The sequence below is a fragment of the Flavobacterium sp. RSB2_4_14 genome, assembly GCF_051547085.1.
Taxonomy (GTDB): domain Bacteria; phylum Bacteroidota; class Bacteroidia; order Flavobacteriales; family Flavobacteriaceae; genus Flavobacterium.
Genome location: NZ_JBPTTL010000002.1, coordinates 351,803 through 367,378 on the forward strand (window position 1 = coordinate 351,803; position 15,576 = coordinate 367,378).

At 32.1% G+C, this 15,576-nt stretch carries 18 protein-coding genes; 10 read left to right on the plus strand and 8 right to left on the minus strand.

Going from position 1 to position 15,576, the window contains the following annotated elements:
- The first annotated feature begins 191 nt into the window (after positions 1-191).
- From ACSVH2_RS07545 to ACSVH2_RS07555, 3 genes are all read left to right on the plus strand, one after another.
- The gene (locus ACSVH2_RS07545) at positions 192-1,595 is read left to right on the plus strand and encodes an arginine decarboxylase (RefSeq protein ID WP_438092551.1); all 1,404 of its coding nucleotides are present in this window, start codon (positions 192-194) and stop codon (positions 1,593-1,595) included.
- 117 nt (positions 1,596-1,712) lie between these two features.
- A complete protein-coding gene (locus ACSVH2_RS07550) occupies positions 1,713-2,687 on the plus strand; it encodes a deoxyhypusine synthase family protein (RefSeq protein ID WP_438092589.1) in 975 nt (324 codons plus the stop codon).
- 11 nt (positions 2,688-2,698) lie between these two features.
- Positions 2,699-3,121, plus strand: coding sequence for a DNA primase (locus ACSVH2_RS07555; RefSeq protein ID WP_438092552.1), 423 nt, complete (start codon positions 2,699-2,701; stop codon positions 3,119-3,121).
- Positions 3,122-3,247: 126 nt separating this feature from the next.
- Here ACSVH2_RS07555 and ACSVH2_RS07560 read toward each other — a convergent pair whose 3' ends face one another.
- From ACSVH2_RS07560 to ACSVH2_RS07590, 7 genes are all read right to left on the minus strand, one after another.
- Positions 3,248-3,766, minus strand: coding sequence for a DinB family protein (locus ACSVH2_RS07560; protein ID WP_438092553.1), 519 nt, complete (start codon positions 3,764-3,766; stop codon positions 3,248-3,250).
- 129 nt (positions 3,767-3,895) lie between these two features.
- On the minus strand, positions 3,896-4,408 hold the full coding sequence (locus tag ACSVH2_RS07565) for a hypothetical protein (RefSeq protein WP_438092554.1): 513 nt from the start codon (positions 4,406-4,408) through the stop codon (positions 3,896-3,898).
- 445 nt (positions 4,409-4,853) lie between these two features.
- A complete protein-coding gene (locus ACSVH2_RS07570; RefSeq protein WP_438092555.1) occupies positions 4,854-5,576 on the minus strand; it encodes a hypothetical protein in 723 nt (240 codons plus the stop codon).
- A 558-nt stretch (positions 5,577-6,134) separates the two neighbouring features.
- A complete protein-coding gene (locus ACSVH2_RS07575; protein ID WP_438092556.1) occupies positions 6,135-8,720 on the minus strand; it encodes a phosphoenolpyruvate carboxylase in 2,586 nt (861 codons plus the stop codon).
- A 74-nt stretch (positions 8,721-8,794) separates the two neighbouring features.
- A complete protein-coding gene (locus ACSVH2_RS07580) occupies positions 8,795-9,283 on the minus strand; it encodes an Lrp/AsnC family transcriptional regulator (protein WP_438092557.1) in 489 nt (162 codons plus the stop codon).
- Between the two features lie 72 nt (positions 9,284-9,355).
- On the minus strand, positions 9,356-10,498 hold the full coding sequence (locus ACSVH2_RS07585) for a M14 family metallopeptidase (RefSeq protein WP_438092558.1): 1,143 nt from the start codon (positions 10,496-10,498) through the stop codon (positions 9,356-9,358).
- Between the two features lie 11 nt (positions 10,499-10,509).
- Positions 10,510-11,061, minus strand: a complete 552-nt coding sequence (locus tag ACSVH2_RS07590) for a 1-acyl-sn-glycerol-3-phosphate acyltransferase (RefSeq protein ID WP_438092559.1) — start codon at positions 11,059-11,061, stop codon at positions 10,510-10,512.
- A gap of 59 nt (positions 11,062-11,120) precedes the next feature.
- Between ACSVH2_RS07590 and ACSVH2_RS07595 the strand changes: the two genes are divergently transcribed.
- Both ACSVH2_RS07595 and ACSVH2_RS07600 read left to right on the plus strand, forming a co-directional pair.
- On the plus strand, positions 11,121-11,783 hold the full coding sequence (locus ACSVH2_RS07595; RefSeq protein ID WP_438092560.1) for a spermidine synthase: 663 nt from the start codon (positions 11,121-11,123) through the stop codon (positions 11,781-11,783).
- Positions 11,783-12,493: a potassium channel family protein gene (locus tag ACSVH2_RS07600; RefSeq protein WP_438092561.1), complete on the plus strand. Its 711-nt coding sequence runs from the start codon at positions 11,783-11,785 to the stop codon at positions 12,491-12,493. Before ACSVH2_RS07595 ends, ACSVH2_RS07600 begins: the two co-directional genes overlap by 1 nt.
- Here ACSVH2_RS07600 and kdsB read toward each other — a convergent pair.
- On the minus strand, positions 12,490-13,215 hold the full coding sequence (kdsB, locus tag ACSVH2_RS07605) for a 3-deoxy-manno-octulosonate cytidylyltransferase (RefSeq protein ID WP_438092562.1): 726 nt from the start codon (positions 13,213-13,215) through the stop codon (positions 12,490-12,492). The two genes, ACSVH2_RS07600 and kdsB, sit on opposite strands and share 4 nt — an antisense overlap.
- A 112-nt stretch (positions 13,216-13,327) precedes the next feature.
- Here kdsB and ACSVH2_RS07610 point away from each other — a divergent pair, with 112 nt between their 5' ends.
- The 5 genes from ACSVH2_RS07610 (at position 13,328) to ACSVH2_RS07630 (ending at position 15,558) form a co-directional block, all read left to right on the plus strand.
- Positions 13,328-13,567, plus strand: a complete 240-nt coding sequence (locus ACSVH2_RS07610) for a hypothetical protein (protein ID WP_438092563.1) — start codon at positions 13,328-13,330, stop codon at positions 13,565-13,567.
- Positions 13,551-13,775: a type II toxin-antitoxin system RelE/ParE family toxin gene (locus tag ACSVH2_RS07615; protein WP_438092564.1), complete on the plus strand. Its 225-nt coding sequence runs from the start codon at positions 13,551-13,553 to the stop codon at positions 13,773-13,775. The genes ACSVH2_RS07610 and ACSVH2_RS07615 overlap by 17 nt, the downstream gene beginning before the upstream one ends.
- Before the next feature lie 69 nt (positions 13,776-13,844).
- Positions 13,845-14,279, plus strand: coding sequence for a hypothetical protein (locus tag ACSVH2_RS07620; protein ID WP_438092565.1), 435 nt, complete (start codon positions 13,845-13,847; stop codon positions 14,277-14,279).
- 146 nt (positions 14,280-14,425) lie between these two features.
- A complete protein-coding gene (locus tag ACSVH2_RS07625) occupies positions 14,426-14,899 on the plus strand; it encodes a YcxB family protein (RefSeq protein WP_438092566.1) in 474 nt (157 codons plus the stop codon).
- A 56-nt stretch (positions 14,900-14,955) separates the two neighbouring features.
- On the plus strand, positions 14,956-15,558 hold the full coding sequence (locus tag ACSVH2_RS07630) for a hypothetical protein (protein ID WP_438092567.1): 603 nt from the start codon (positions 14,956-14,958) through the stop codon (positions 15,556-15,558).
- The last annotated feature ends 18 nt before the right edge of the window (positions 15,559-15,576 follow it).

The window sequence follows — 15,576 nt, forward strand, 5'->3', positions numbered from 1 at the left end:
AAGAAAGCACAAACAATTTCTTAGCTTTTTCCTCTCATTTTTTAATTCAAAAAAATGAATTTACTGCTATGCATTCACCAGTCACTTTTTTATTCCAAGAGAAACTTCCAATAATTTATGCTAACATTAGGGTTTGAATTCGAGATTACTTTGTTTTTTACAATTCATAAATCTTCAATTTTACACTCTCAATGAACACAAGATATTTCGACTTAATAAACCAAACGTTCTACTTTCCTCAAGAAGAATTCACTTTAAACAAAGACAACTTACAATTTCACAATATTGATTTAATGAAATTGGTGGAGCAATATGGCACGCCTTTAAAATTTACTTATTTACCTCAAATTTCTAACAACATCAACAAAGCTAAAGGTTGGTTTAGAAGAGCAATGGAAAAAAATAAGTATGAAGGCAAATATTATTACTGTTATTGTACAAAGAGTTCGCATTTTAGTTTCATCATGGATGAAGCTTTTAAAAACAATATTCACATCGAAACGTCTTCTGCTTTCGACATTAATATTGTAGAGAATTTGATGGCACAAGGAAAAATCAACAAAAACACTTATGTCATTTGTAATGGTTTCAAAAGAGAACAATATATTGAAAACATTGCGCGATTAATCAATAATGGTCATAATAAAACTATTCCAATAATTGACAACTTCGAAGAACTTGATTTATTACAAGAGTCTATAAATGGTAAATTCAAAATTGGAATTAGAATTGCAGCCGAAGAAGAACCAAAGTTTGAATTCTATACTTCCAGACTTGGAATAGGTTATAAAAACATTGTTCCTTTTTACAGAAAACAAATCGAAGAAAACAAAAAAGTAGAACTTAAAATGCTTCACTTTTTCATCAATACTGGCATCATGGATACTGCCTATTATTGGAACGAATTAGTGAAATGTATCAAAGTATATGTGGCATTAAAAAAAGAATGTCCAACGCTAGATAGCTTGAATGTAGGTGGAGGTTTTCCAATAAAAAATTCATTGGCATTTGAATATGATTATCAATACATGATTGACGAAATTATCAATCAAGTAAAAATTGCATGCGATGAAGCTGAAGTTGATGTTCCACATATATTTACTGAATTTGGTTCGTTTACTGTAGGTGAAAGCGGTGGCGCTATTTATCAAGTATTGTATCAAAAACAACAAAATGACAGAGAAAAATGGAACATGATTGATAGTTCTTTCATTACTACTTTGCCAGATACTTGGGCAATTAACAAGCGATTTGTAATGCTAGCGGTAAACCGATGGAATGACACCTACGAAAGAGTTTTGCTTGGTGGAATGACTTGTGATAGCGATGATTATTACAATTCTGAACAAAACATGAATGCCATTTATTTACCAAAATACAATAAAGAAAAACCTTTATACCTTGGCTTTTTCAACACTGGCGCTTATCAAGAAACCATTGGAGGTTTTGGCGGATTACACCACTGTTTGATTCCACAACCAAGACATATTTTAATTGACCGAGATGAAAATGGAATCTTAGCAACAGAGGTTTTCTCTGAGCAACAAAGTGCTGATGATGTATTAAAAATATTAGGATACGAGAAAAATAGTTAGCCAATTTTAATTAGATTTAGCTATTATTTTTAACACAATTAAATTACACAAAACTATTTGATGGTTTGAAAAAAAAGTTTTTCTTTGAACCATCAATTACATGATACAAAAAACAAAATGAGTAAAGGACCAATAAGTCAGTTTATAGAAAAAAATTACCTTCATTTCAATGCAGCAGCTCTTGTTGACGCTGCTAAAGGATATGAACAACACTTGCTTGAAAATGGCAAAATGATGATTACTTTGGCTGGTGCAATGAGTACAGCTGAGCTTGGAAAATCATTAGCCGAAATGATACGTCAAGACAAAGTACACATCATTTCTTGTACTGGCGCAAACCTTGAAGAAGACATTATGAACTTAGTAGCGCACAACTCCTATAAAAGAGTTCCAAACTACAGAGACTTATCGCCACAAGAAGAATGGGATTTATTAGAAAACCATTATAACAGAGTTACGGATACTTGTATTCCTGAAGAAGAAGCTTTCAGAAGATTACAATCTCATTTATATGATATATGGAACAATGCCGACTCAAAAGGAGAACGTTACTTTCCACATGAGTTCATGTACCAAATGATCAATTCGGGTGTGTTGAAACAATACTACGAAATTGATCCAAAAGATTCGTGGATGGTTGCTGCAGCCGAGAAAAATTTACCTATTGTAGTTCCAGGTTGGGAAGACAGTACTATGGGAAATATCTTTGCTTCCTATTGCATCAAAGGCACTTTCAAACCAACAACGATGAAAAGTGGTATTGAATATATGATGTGGCTTGCCGATTGGTATCCAAAAAATTCCACAGGAAAAGGAGTAGGTTTCTTCCAAGTTGGTGGTGGAATTGCTGGTGATTTCCCTATTTGTGTCGTTCCTATGTTATATCAAGATATGGAAATGCATGATGTTCCTTTTTGGAGTTACTTTTGTCAAATATCAGATTCTACAACTAGTTATGGTTCGTATTCTGGAGCTGTTCCTAATGAAAAAATTACTTGGGGAAAACTTGACATTCATACTCCAAAATTTATAATTGAATCAGACGCAACTATTGTTGCTCCATTAATATTTGCTTACTTATTAGATTTATAAAAGATTTTTTTATGAGAAGAATTATCGTAGACTATGCCAAATTAACAGGAGACATACTAAACCTATTAGTAGATAAATTCCCTGAAGGTTATGATGATAGCGATATTATTCGTTTTAGAAATGCTCAAAACGAATTGATAGAAGCTGTAGAAGTTAGAACAGAAGATACTATTTATTTAGTAAAAGTGAGTACCAAACTTGCTAGTCGTATGGAGAAATATGACGAGGAAGAAGATATTGACTCTGTTATCGAACCCATTGTACCCATCAAAGGTTTAGACGATGATGAAGATGCTATTACCGCCGATGAAGATGATGTAGAAATCGATTTATTAAAAGATGATGGTGGTTCAGATGATTCTGATGACGATGACGATGATGAAGACTATGAAGTTTCGGATAATAATTTAGAAGACGAAGACGACGAAGAATAATACTAAGTACAAGGTACAAAATACGAAGTACGAGATGAAAAATCCCAAAATTAGATTTATCTAAGTTTGGGATTTTTTTTAATCAATACTTATGAACTTCGAAATTTCCAACTTCGTAATTCGTACCTATAAATATCGTTCCTCAAAAATACGTTGATGGTGATTTTGATGTCCGATTATGACAAAACCCAAAGCTCTTACCGACATGGGATTGTTTGAAGCAACTCCAACTCTCAGTAATTGTTCTTCTGAAAAAGATTTGAACAACGTCAATGTGGATTGTCGCACAACTAATAATTCAGTTAATAAATCTTGAATACTTCGAGAGTTAGCATTGGCTTCATCTACATAATTATTTTCGTCAAAACCTGGCAATTCAGTTTTATCGTTTCGAGCAAAACGCAAAGCTCTGTAGGCAAAAATTCGTTCGGCATCAATTAAGTGCAAAATAATATCCTTGATAGTCCATTTTCCTTCCGCATAACGGTAATCAAATTTATCCATAGGAATTTCTCTAACGAATTTCACCAATCGATGCACCGAGATTTCCAATTCTTCCACTAAGGTGTATTCATCTGAAACTTGATCGATATAGGCACCATAATAGGATGCATATTCTGAAGGTTGTAATTGGGTTGGTTTCATTGTTTTTGTTTGCTTTTTTAATTTTTAGGGATAAAAGTAACCGCTTTTTTATCACGAGTTTGATATAGTTTGTGGTTGAATTATGTTTGCTGGCACGGATTGCAAATCCGCGCTATCGGGCAGTAGTTGTCATTCTCTTGGTGCGAATTTTTTTGTTTTTGTGTAAAATATCAATTGACAATAATTTGTATTAAACCAACCATCACCACCACTAATTATATCTTTTTCCAAAAATGATTTTAATTTTTCTTCGGGAGGATTTGAGTGAAAATTATTTACTATAACAACCACAATACTATCATTTTTTAAATTTACAATTCCAAAATATTGTTTGTCATAAAGGTTCATTTCTTTGGAATTAATTGTGAACTCATCTCTAATTGCTTTATTGTACATTTTATCTTCTTCGTTTTCTTCTTTAATCTGCCATGGGTTCTTGGTCAGATGAAAATTTGCTCCGATATTTTCTTCAATATATTTAACTGTTTCTTCGTTCGGTGTAAAGTAATCTTTCTCATTACGATACTTATTAAGCCAACCTTTCTTTCTCATAAATTCTGCTGGAAAAATAACAGAAATTGACTTTTCGAACTTCAAGGTCTTAATTTTTGAAATGGTATCTACTACTTTCAAATTCTCCACTTTCTCAGACTTTTTGAAACAAGAATTGAAAAATAAACAGATTAGAAATATTATAAAAATGTTTTTCATAATGAGTGGAGAAACTATTACTGGTAACTATCTTATACGTCTTACAAAATTAAACCAATACACCCAAAAATGGATTAATAAGTCTAACAACCGTCATACTTTTTACTTATTTCAAATATATAAAAATAGTACCATCCGATAGCGCGGATTTGCAATCCGTGCCTACAATACACACTAAATCTAATGTAGTGCATTTTTTTATTTTGTTTTACCTTTTCTTTACTTTCTCAATTTTATGGGCACGGATTACAAATCCGCGCTATCGGGTCATGGATTGCAAATCCTCGCTATCGGTTACTTGATACGAAGCACAAAGCTTCATTTAACCACTGAACCTCCAATTTCTTGTAGGTGCTGTTATAGCCAGTTGTTCTTTTCATCTTGTCCAATATAGTTCTAATAATTCGTGTGCTGTCTTCGGTATGATTTGTCGGTCTTCTTTACTTTGTCCGCTCACTAATTGCAATTTTTCTTTAAGGTCAACATAAATTGGGTGTTTTATACTCGAAAGTAAAAGTCCACCTTTATTGAGTTCTTCTGTTATTTCGCTTTTCAGTTTTTGCTTGTCAGTTTGCAAATAGTCTATGTAGTCAAAGCCACATTTGACTATTGAATTCGCTTTTAGCCTTTCAACTTGTTTGTCAAGGAATGGAAGTCCGTATTTTTTAAAGTCGCTAAAAATTTCTTTCACAGTTTTTGTTGTCGTTTCAACTTGTCCGTTGTGGAAATAGTATGCGTCTTGAATATTTAAAGCACCAGAATTATGTCTTAATACTTTCAAGTCTTGGTGAGGATTTATTAGTCCAATGTTGTAATGGTTAGAAACAATGTAATCTGGATTTAGTCTTGAAGCAATTGAGCAGGCAAAGTTTTTATCTTTAAGCGTAAAGATTATGTGGAGTATTTCATAAACTGTAAAATTGTTTACCTGTCTTAGTCGCTGAAATGTATAGCAACTGTTTTTATATGCTAAAAACTCAAAGTCAGGCAAAACTTCACCTGCTGTCTGAATGAGGATTTGTTTTATCTCTCCTTTTTTCAGTTCAGGTGATTTGTCCTGCTTATTTGTCAGCTCTTTTATTTTGTCAATCCAGTTCAATTTGTCTCTTTATTGGGGTCGTTCTACAATTGGCTATAACTATCTTATACGTCTGACAAAATCAAACCAATACACCCAAAAATGGATAAATAAGCCTAACAACCGTCCTACTTTTTGCTTATTTCAAATATATAAAAATAGTACAATCCATCAGCATACTACTAACTATTTCCCAAAAACAACCAAATCCCATCAAAAATAACCAAAACAGGCAAAAAAAAACGCTAGAGGTGCTCAGAAGACAAAAAAATGCCCTGAAACGATATCGCTCGATGTTATGAACTCTACACTTTATAAACAGAAACCTGCACTCAATACAGAGAACTCTGAACTCAATGGAGAGAACTTTAAACTCAATACATAGAATTCTGAACTCAATACAGTGAACTCTGCACTCAATACAGTTAACTTAAAACTCAATGCATAGAATTCAGAACTTAATACACAGAACTCTGAACTCAATGCAGATAATTCAGTACTCAATGAAAAGAACCCGATTACTATGACTTAAATAAATAAGTCATAATAATCAGGTTGTAATTGTAATAATTTTATAATTTAAGCCGAGTTCCTACTGGCATTGGTATTTCCAAATAACGAACGCGTTACTAGTTTTTCATACACTGCAATTAATTTTTCATTTCCTTTTTTTCCTTCTTGCAAGGCTTTGATTTGTGAGGAAGCATATTGTTGAATGGTCAATAAAGGCATCACAATTTGTTCTCTCATAGCGATAGAGGCTTTTCCATCGGGATAATTTTGCATCAGTTCGTTATGCCCCGCAATTTTGAGCAAAAGTCGTTTGGTTTCTAAAAATTCATCGTATATAATTTGCCAAAAATCTCCAAATACTTCGTCATCTTTCATGTAAGCGGTCAAAGGAAAAAAAGATTTCGCCAATGACATCATACTGTTTTCCAACAAGGTTCTGAAGAATAAAGAATTATCATAAAGGTTTTGAACTTCTTCCCAGCGGTTATGCGCTTCAAAATACTTGAGCGCAGTACCAACCCCAAAAAAACCGGGAACATTTTGTTTTAATTGGCTCCAAGAACTCACAAAAGGAATGGCACGCAAATCGGAAAAGTTTAATTTTCCGTCTGTATTTCGTTTGGATGGTCGACTTCCAATATTGGTTTTGGAGTAATATTTCAGGGTACTCATTTGCTCCAAGTAGGGCAAAAATTTAGGGTGGTTTTTGAAGTTGGTGTATTTTTCATACCCTAAAGTAGCCAATGTATCTATAATTTCTTTCTCGGTTTCTGATAGATTATTTTCGTCTTTATTAAAAATCTGATTCGCAACTCCAGCACTCAATAGATTCTCTAAATTATACCGACATGAATCTTGTGTGCCAAAATTGGAACTAATAGTTTGTCCTTGCACCGTTACTTGGATTTCTTGGTTTTCAATAGTAGAACCCAAAGAAGCATAAAACTTGTGTGTTTTTCCGCCACCACGAGCTGGTGGTCCACCGCGACCATCAAAGAAAATGACTTTAATATCATATTCTCTTGAAATTTTGGTAATCATTTCTTTTGCTTTAAAAATACTCCAGTTTGCCATTAAGTAACCGCCATCTTTTGTTCCGTCAGAAAAACCGAGCATTACGGTTTGCTTATCTTTTCTTTGTCTTAAATGATTTCGATACGTTGGGTTTTTATACAACTGTTCCATGATTTCATAGGCATTCTGCAAATCATCAACAGATTCAAACAATGGAACAATATCAACCGTTGGGTTTTCCCAATCTAACAATCGGAACATGGCAAAGGTTTCCATAACATCCAAAGCACTTTCGTTGTTACTGATGATATAGCGGTTGCAGGCTTTTTCACCATTACTCTCTTGAATGGCTCTCATCAATTCAATGGTTTCCAAAGTAGAACGGGTAATTTCATTTTCAAAGAAATGGGTTTTCAAATCAAAATGAAGTTGTGCCAAAACATCCATTTTTTCTGTTTCGGGTAAAGTTTCATAATTATCAGGAAAGTAAACCGATTTTTCTCTTTTCAGCAATGCAATAATATCATCAAAAACCTGACTATGTATTTTACTATTTTGACGAATATCCAACGACGCAAAATGAAATCCAAACTGATTTATTTTTTGTAACAATAAATTGATTTCATCAAGATACAAGGATTGATGTTCCTTGATTATGATTTGTTTTACTTTATTTAGTTCATTTTTCAATTCCTCTAGTGTAATAAATAATTCACCTTGTGAGTAAAAAACAGAACGATATAATTTATATTCTAAATTGGAAATAATAGTATCCACTTCATTGAAAGTCAACTTTCGTTTTAAAGTTCTGATGTCAAAATAATAACATTTTAGTACAGACGTTCTCAATCTATGGGCAACTTTTTCGGTGATTTCGGGAGTTACATAAGGATTTCCATCTCTATCGCCACCTGGCCAAAATCCCAAATTGATGATTGGGTTTTCCATGCTATTGCCATCAAAAATATTCTTTTGTAAATATTGCATCATCTCTCCTATCGTCTGATAAAAAACATTTTCGAGATACCAAATTAAGCTAACCGCTTCATCAAAAGGATTTGGTTTTTCTTTCTTGATGAAAGGTGTTTTACCAAGTTGTGCTAAAAGCTGTTTAATTTTGATTAAGTCATTTTCTCGAATGGCATCTGTTAAGTCGGTGATAATTCCCAAAACAGAACCGGGATAAAATTGAGTTGGATGTGCGGTTAATACTGTTCGAACATTGAAATTTTCGAGAAATGAAATCAATTCATCACGTTTGTCTTTGGCTTCTGATTTTTCTTTAATATCTCGCAATGAACCTCTTCCTTCCATATTATTCACCACAGGAAATGCTGCATCTTCAATAGCATCAAAAAGCACTATTTGTCGTTCAACATATTGTATAAAACGAAACATTAAATCTATTTTTTCTTCTTCCGAAGCGTTGTCTAAATACTTTGAAGAAAAGAAATCTACAATTTGTTTTGGTGACCAATTATTTTTAAAACCATTGTCGCAAACTTCTGAAAACAAAGGAAGCAAAACACCAGTATTGTCAATAGCATCAAACGGAAGCGTAATAAATACGCTGTTATAAATGTGATACTTTGAAAGGACATTTTGGTTGAAACGTTCAATTTTTGGTAAGGTGTACATAAAAACAATTTTTGAAATTTAAATGTACAAAAAAACCTCAAGCTTTGACTTGAGGTTTTAAATTTTATTAGTTTTTAAAGGTCTTCTAATTCTTGGAAAATGGTGTGCATCAACCTTTTTTTGTCATTGATGCTTTCTTCAAGAGATATCATCGTTTCGGTTCTGTAAACACCTTCGATATCATCAATCATAAAAATTACGTCCTTAGCGTGTTTGGTATCTTTGGCTCTAATTTTACAAAAAATATTGAATTTACCAGTAGTTACATGAGCTACTGTCACATATGGAATTTCATTAATTCTTTCTAAAACAAATGTAGTTTGTGAGGTATTGTTTAGATAAACACCAACATAAGCAATGAATGAATAACCCAATTTTTCATAATCCAACGATAATGAAGAACCCATAATAATTCCTTGATCTTCCATTTTCTTAACTCTAACATGAACTGTTCCAGCAGAAATTAAAAGTTTTTTGGCAATATCTGTAAATGGAATTCTGGTATTGTCAATCAACATATCTAGAATTTGGAGGTCAACTTCGTCTAATTTAAACTTACTCATAAAATTATATATTCATTATTTATAAAAATCAATATGCAAAAATACATTTTATTAAACAAAAAAATAAATTTACTAATTAATTATTAGTCCATTAACAACTTTCTTGCTTTTTCCTAAATAAAAGTTAGCTTTTTGGTCAATTTTCGGAAAATCGGTTTCTTCAGAAGAAAACTGCTCTCCGTTAGCATCAATTACAACATGACCAAAAAAACTATCTAAATTTTCAATTTGAGTAATTCTTGCCTCAAACTGTACTTTATTCTTATTTAGTACTTCTTTGTATTGCGCTGCAAAATTGATAATTTTTTCTTTATTATCATAATTTATTTTGACGTTTTTATAAACAAAGTCATAAAAAACGACTTTATTTTGCGGAATTTTCAAATAATCATCAATTTTACTGATAACTATATCGTTTTCGCTCAAAAACTCAATTCCAGAAAATAATGCTATAAAAATGTATTTTCGGGTTTCTTCTCTTTCATAATCATTAGGAAAATGACCCGCTTCAAAAAGAATAGTTGGCACTTTTAGATACTGAAAAGTATCACCAATACAATTAATATTAAACGAATCATCAAATCGTCCTATTTGATTTGGAATATACTGTTGCAATACATCATTCATGGCAACAATCACATTCATAGCTTTTATTCGGACATCATTTACATCGCGACTTTCATTAAAAGCTGGTGCCAAAAAAGAAACTGTAGCAGGTTTTCCCGAATCAGCAACACCAAAAATAGTTCGCTGGTCGTGAAGATTATAACAATAATGAGGTTGAAATTCTTCAAATGTTTTTCGCAATACTATACTTTCGGGTTGTGATAGATTTTGTGAGTCTCGATTTAAATCTACTGCATTAGCGTTTTCCCTAGTGTATAGTTCAGCACCATCGGGATTGAGCATGGGTATGATGCAAAAAGTGAACTTACTCAGTATGCGTTCACTTTCTTTTGTATTAGAATTGAGAAAATTAATATAATCGAACAATCCTTTGGTTGTGGTACTTTCGTTGCCATGCATTTGTGACCACATCAGGATTTTTACTTTTCCTGAACCAAATTGCAAGGTATAAATAGGTTTATCTAAAACAGATTTTCCAATAATTGCTGCGTTATACTTTTCCAACAATGGTTCAATATGATTCAAAGTTATATATCTACCAAAAAGGGATTGCTCTTTATTTTGTTCGTGGAGTTGCAAATAATTCATACTGATTGGTTTTAAACTTGAAATTGTCTTTCTGGATATTTGCCTTTTACGCCTTTGAAATGGGGCAAAATTATTTTCATGTCTTCGTCATAATTTCCTGAAACAGCTATTGGATTTCCTATTCTAACTTCTTTTTTTCCGTAATCAAAAGCAACTGGAATAATAGGCACTTGAGCTTTATAAGCGATGTAATAAAAACCTGTTTTTAGTTGTGTTACTTTTTTTCGTGTGCCTTCGGGAGCAATGGCCATTCTAAAAACTTCTCTCGAATTGAAAACATCTACCGTAGCATCTACATTATTTTTTCCGCCACTTCTGTCTAAAGCTGCACCACCAACTCTTCTAAAATACCATCCAAATGGAAATTGGAACAATTCTTTCTTTCCCACAAAATTCATTTCTAAACCAATTATTCCTCGGGTAAATAACCCAAGGAAAAAATCAAAATTACAAGTGTGAGGCATAACCATCAAAACACTTTTTTGGATGTTGCCGTCCATAGTGCCAATAATTTTCCACCCCAATAGTTTTAGAAAAATAAATTGATAAAGCCACTTTTTCATTTGGAATATTTTTCGTAAATTTAGTATTTATCTGTTACTTTTGAGTAAAATTATTTTAGATGATTCAAAAATTATTAAGCTATTTTATTCCTATAAATGTTTACAAGAAAAATTCTGCGGTAAGCAAATCGTTGGAGGTTACTTGGAACAATGGCGAATTGGTTTTGGATAGTAAAAATACCAACTATTCGTATGGAAGTTTGCAACGCATATTGCGCAAAGGACTAAAATATATTGGATTTGAACGCATCAGAAATTTTGAAAACGTGTTGGTTCTTGGTGTTGCGGCTGGTAGTGTGATTAAAACATTGGTGGATGAAATTAAGTTTGAAGGTAAAATCACCGGAGTTGAAATTGATAAGGACATTATAACCATTGCTAATGATTATTTTAAACTGGATACCATACCCAACTTGGAAATTGTTATTGATGATGCTTTTGAATTTGTATTAAAGACTAAAGAGAAGTACGATTTAATTATAATTGATATATTTCAAGATACTACGATGCCTAACTTTTTATTTGAAGATTTTTTTATCAACCGAATTAATTTTTTATTAAAAACCAATGGTTTTATCCTTTTCAACACCATGGTAATTACAAAAAAAGATGCAGCACGAAATTTAGAATACAAAACAAAATTCAACGGAAATTATTCATTACGAATGTATCCAAAAGTTGAAGTACACAACGAATTATTCACCATTAAAAAACTAAGCTAATGGGATTTTTAAAAAAATTATTGATTGGTAAAGTTTCTGAAAACTACAAACCAAAATATGACCCAATAGATCGTAGGATTTTAAACATTCGCTCTATTTGGAATAACGACCATCAGGATGACAACGGTATTGAAAAAATCTTTCGCTTGTTTCTTTCTGTTTCGCAATTGTGTTTTCTTGGTATTTATGTAAAAACTCTAGCGTCTAAAATCAACTTTGCCTACAAAGATTTAGCTATGGATTGCTATATTCTGATGAAGACTTTTTTCCCATTGGTCATATTAATTAACAATTGGCAAGACCATAAAATCCTGATTTGGCTGTTGGTTTATCTAATACTAGAAACCATTTTATACATTCCAACTCTGATTTTTGCATCCGATTTGTTTGCTCGTCCACGTTCTTACAAACGTTCGATGTTGTTGTTATTTTTCAATTACTTGGAAGTAGTAATCTCGTTTGGTGTCTTTTATACTTTAGGTAACAATACCAATATTCCTTTTGGACATTGGTCTGATGCATTGTATTTTAGTTTAATGACTTCAAACACTATAGGTTATGGAGATTATCATCCTATTACAACCTATGGGAAATTTTTAGCTTGTGTTCAGGCGATGTTCTTTTTATCGTTTGTGATTTTATTTTTGAATTTCTTTTCTACCAAAGTAAAATCCAAAGGCTATTTTGAAAATGATCCAGATGAGAATTAAATCATCTTCCTAGCTTTTTCTAAATCTTCGGGTGTATCAATGCCAATGCCGACATGCGTAGTTTCGACCATTTTGATACGTTTCCCAAATTCCAAATACCTTAGTTGTTCCAACTTTTCAGAGGCTTCCAAAGATTTCATGGGTAAATTATAAAATGCTAACAAGGCTTCTTTTCTAAACGCATAAATACCGATGTGTTTCATGTAGCGAACACCAACATTCACTTCTCTAGGATAAGGAATAACCGAACGCGAAAAGTATAACGCAAAACCATTTTGATCGGTTACTACTTTTACATTATTAGGATTAGTAATGTCTTCTTCATTAGTAATTTCAACCATTAATGAAGCTAAATCTACATTTTTATCAAAATCATTTCTAAACACTTCGAGTAATTTAGCCAAAGGTTCTTTGTTGATGAATGGCTCATCACCTTGTACATTCACCACAATATCTACTTCGAGATTTTCTACCGCTTCGGCTATTCTGTCGCTACCACTTTCGTGTTCCTTTATGCTCATAATAGCTTTGCCACCATTAGAAATAATTTCATCATAAATCAGAATAGAATCAGTTACTACAAACACATCGTCAAACAAACTAGTATTCACCGCAGCTTCATAAGTTCGGGTAATAACAGTTTTTCCTCCTAAATCCTGCATCAATTTTGCAGGAAAACGTGTGGAAGCATAACGAGCTGGAATTACGGCAATGATTTTCATTTGTTGAGTGACTGAGTTACTGAGTGGCTAAGATACAAAGTTTGTTTTTAATGCGCCTAGTGAAAAACATTACAAATATATTTGTACTTTTGAATTGCTAAATCTTTGTGTCATGGATATTGAAATAAACTTACTAAACAAAAAATTGGAATTAATCCAATGGCTTTCTACTATTGAAGACTCAACAATTATTGAGAAAATATTGGATTTGAGAAAAAAAGAAAGTAAAGATTGGTGGGATTCAATTTCTGAAAATGAAAAAGAATCTATCGAAAAAGGTTTAAAAGATGCTGATTCTGGGAAACTAAATCCTCACTCAAACGCCAGAAAGCTTTATGAAAAATGGCTATAAAATTCTTTGGACAGATCATGCTCTAAAAGAATTAGAAAATACAATTACCTATTTAGAAGAAAATTGGACAGCAAAAGAACTGCAAAATTTAGCTGTAAAAATGGAAGAAACTTTACTATTGATTTCTCAAAATCATGATTTATTTCAAGTTTCCGAAGTTAAAAAAGATATTCGCAGAGTTGTTATTGTAACTTATAACACCTTGTAATCCGTGCCCACAATCAATTCAAAACAAACCCACAACAGAAAGTTGTATATAATTAAAACCAAAATAAAAATGAAAAAAATTATTACCTTATTTGCCGTAGTGTTTCTATTGTCCTGTAGTAAAGATGATGATGGTACCAAAGCTGTTACTTTTCAAAACTTGACGGGACAATGGAAATTTAAGTCTATTGTCAGAGCCAATGGCACTGTAATACCTTATACCGGGCTGTGTCCTACCCAAACAGATTATATTGAAATATTTTCTTATCGAAAAATTGTTACCTACAATTATTATCCAGATTGTATTAATACTGAGAATTTTGGTTGCTCCGATTATACTTTAACTGAAGACGATATGATTTATGGAAGCAGTTTTCTTTTTGACGAAGCCATAGTAACCAATCTTACTTCATCGGGCTTTAAAATTGAATTTACTGAACCAAGATCCTTAACTTTTATGATTAATATTAATGATGCTAAAACTGTTATTTTTGAAAAGCGGTAATGTGTCTCGTCCTAAAAAAAGTAATTTCTTTTGAAGTAAATACCAGCTAGCGCGAGCATCTTGCTCGTGCCCACAATCGACTTCAAAACAAACCCACAACAGTAATTTGTATATAATTAAAAAAACAAAATAGGGATATTCAAAAAATGATTAAAACAAACAAAATACAACTAACGACTAACACCCTTTTCTCAACTTTGTTGAGGGTATATTTTAAAAAAAGATGGTGGTTAATTCTTTGGATGATGATTTTTGGAATACTTGTTTCTACAAGTAGCAAAAGAGGATTTAATGAAATCTTCATTATGGTGGTTAGTTTTGCATATCCATTTCTCATTGTATTACAATATTGGCGCTTTGCAAAGTCTAAAGACAATAAAATTTTCTTATTGGAAAAAGAATATGAAATTCAAGATAATAAAATTATTGCAACACTGAGTGACGGAACAACGAATACTATTATGACCGAACATTTTGTAAAGGTTATAAAACTTAAAACTGCATACTTACTTTACTTATCAAAAACTCAATTTATTTATATTCCAAAAGATGCATTCAAAAGCGAAGCCGAGAAAAGTTGGTTTGAACAGGAAATTATAAATAAGATTAAACCCCGATAGCGCGAGCGTCTTGCTAGTGCCCACAAACAAAACACAAACCAAAAAACAAATTATATATGTCAAATGGTTATGACTTAAAAGATATCGCAGAGCATTATTCAAAGAAAACTGATTCAGAAATAATACATACGGCAACCGAAAATGCAGCAGGTTTAAGACCTGGTGTTATGGAAATTATAGAAAAAGAAATCAAAAAGAGAAATTTAAATCCTAATATTCTAGAAGGAGTCAAAGCACAAAACAAAGAATATTCGTTAGAAGAAATAAATGAATTGTCTCTAATATTGAGAAATTTACCTTGCCCATTATGCGGAAGTAGAACGACAAAACTCAATGGAACAATAATGCATACTGTGAAAAGTTTTATTTTGTTCTCCTACCACAGAAAAGAGCCTATAATTGCCTGCCCAGATTGTTTAGACAAAAAAAATCAACAATCAATAATTTCAACAGCTTTATTAGGTTGGTGGGGAATTCCAGATGGAATTTTAAAAACACCTGTTTATATCTACAATAATATTAAAGCAAAAAAAGAAAATAAAATTAGAGAATCGAACGAAGCATTATTAAGTTTCACTTTGCAGAATGTTGGGAAAATAGAAACTTATAAAGATGACCCTGAAAAATTAAAGTTAATAATAAAATACGTGAAAAAATAATCTCCAGCTTCGCAAAGT

What these genes read in the sequence shown, in the direction of transcription:
- ACSVH2_RS07545 (WP_438092551.1), top strand. Translation starts at nt 192, where the DNA reads ATGAACACAAGATATTTCGACTTAATAAACCAAACGTTCTACTTTCCT.
- ACSVH2_RS07550 (WP_438092589.1), top strand. Translation starts at nt 1,713, where the DNA reads ATGAGTAAAGGACCAATAAGTCAGTTTATAGAAAAAAATTACCTTCAT.
- ACSVH2_RS07555 (WP_438092552.1), top strand. Translation starts at nt 2,699, where the DNA reads ATGAGAAGAATTATCGTAGACTATGCCAAATTAACAGGAGACATACTA.
- ACSVH2_RS07560 (WP_438092553.1), bottom strand. Translation starts at nt 3,766, where the DNA reads ATGAAACCAACCCAATTACAACCTTCAGAATATGCATCCTATTATGGT.
- ACSVH2_RS07575 (WP_438092556.1), bottom strand. Translation starts at nt 8,720, where the DNA reads ATGTACACCTTACCAAAAATTGAACGTTTCAACCAAAATGTCCTTTCA.
- ACSVH2_RS07580 (WP_438092557.1), bottom strand. Translation starts at nt 9,283, where the DNA reads ATGAGTAAGTTTAAATTAGACGAAGTTGACCTCCAAATTCTAGATATG.
- ACSVH2_RS07585 (WP_438092558.1), bottom strand. Translation starts at nt 10,498, where the DNA reads ATGAATTATTTGCAACTCCACGAACAAAATAAAGAGCAATCCCTTTTT.
- ACSVH2_RS07590 (WP_438092559.1), bottom strand. Translation starts at nt 11,061, where the DNA reads ATGAAAAAGTGGCTTTATCAATTTATTTTTCTAAAACTATTGGGGTGG.
- ACSVH2_RS07595 (WP_438092560.1), top strand. Translation starts at nt 11,121, where the DNA reads ATGATTCAAAAATTATTAAGCTATTTTATTCCTATAAATGTTTACAAG.
- ACSVH2_RS07600 (WP_438092561.1), top strand. Translation starts at nt 11,783, where the DNA reads ATGGGATTTTTAAAAAAATTATTGATTGGTAAAGTTTCTGAAAACTAC.
- kdsB (WP_438092562.1), bottom strand. Translation starts at nt 13,215, where the DNA reads ATGAAAATCATTGCCGTAATTCCAGCTCGTTATGCTTCCACACGTTTT.
- ACSVH2_RS07610 (WP_438092563.1), top strand. Translation starts at nt 13,328, where the DNA reads ATGGATATTGAAATAAACTTACTAAACAAAAAATTGGAATTAATCCAA.
- ACSVH2_RS07615 (WP_438092564.1), top strand. Translation starts at nt 13,551, where the DNA reads ATGAAAAATGGCTATAAAATTCTTTGGACAGATCATGCTCTAAAAGAA.
- ACSVH2_RS07620 (WP_438092565.1), top strand. Translation starts at nt 13,845, where the DNA reads ATGAAAAAAATTATTACCTTATTTGCCGTAGTGTTTCTATTGTCCTGT.
- ACSVH2_RS07625 (WP_438092566.1), top strand. Translation starts at nt 14,426, where the DNA reads ATGATTAAAACAAACAAAATACAACTAACGACTAACACCCTTTTCTCA.
- ACSVH2_RS07630 (WP_438092567.1), top strand. Translation starts at nt 14,956, where the DNA reads ATGTCAAATGGTTATGACTTAAAAGATATCGCAGAGCATTATTCAAAG.